Below are 325 nucleotides of genomic sequence, written 5' to 3'. Positions count from 1 at the left end.
GTTTTAATGAAGACGAAACCATCAATTATGAGGCGACGCGTGCGCAGGTGCGCCGCCAGGTAGCCGCCGGCAACAACATCATGTGCGCCGGTACCAACGGCGATTTTACCGCGCTGACGCATGATGAAAAGATCCGGCTGACGGAGGAGGTGGTGGATGAGGTGGCCGGCCGCGCCAGGGTCATCGTGAATGCTGGCATGCCGGCCACCTTCGAAACCCTGCAGCTCGCGAGATCCTTCGACCGTATTGGTGTCGACGGCATCGCCGTCATCACGCCCTTCTTCATCGCCTGTACGCAGGATGGCCTGATCCGCCATTTCTCGAC

General features: G+C 60.0%; 1 protein-coding gene. It reads left to right on the top strand.

Annotated features, from left to right (window positions below; translation table 11 throughout):
* Positions 1–325 (top strand): dihydrodipicolinate synthase family protein (locus EN857_RS33870; RefSeq protein ID WP_189522840.1); only part of this gene is annotated, 325 nt, incomplete at both ends.

The organism is Mesorhizobium sp. M4B.F.Ca.ET.214.01.1.1, assembly GCF_004791545.1.
GTDB classification, from domain to species: domain Bacteria; phylum Pseudomonadota; class Alphaproteobacteria; order Rhizobiales; family Rhizobiaceae; genus Mesorhizobium; species Mesorhizobium abyssinicae.
This window is presented reverse-complemented; position numbering and strand designations above follow the sequence as displayed.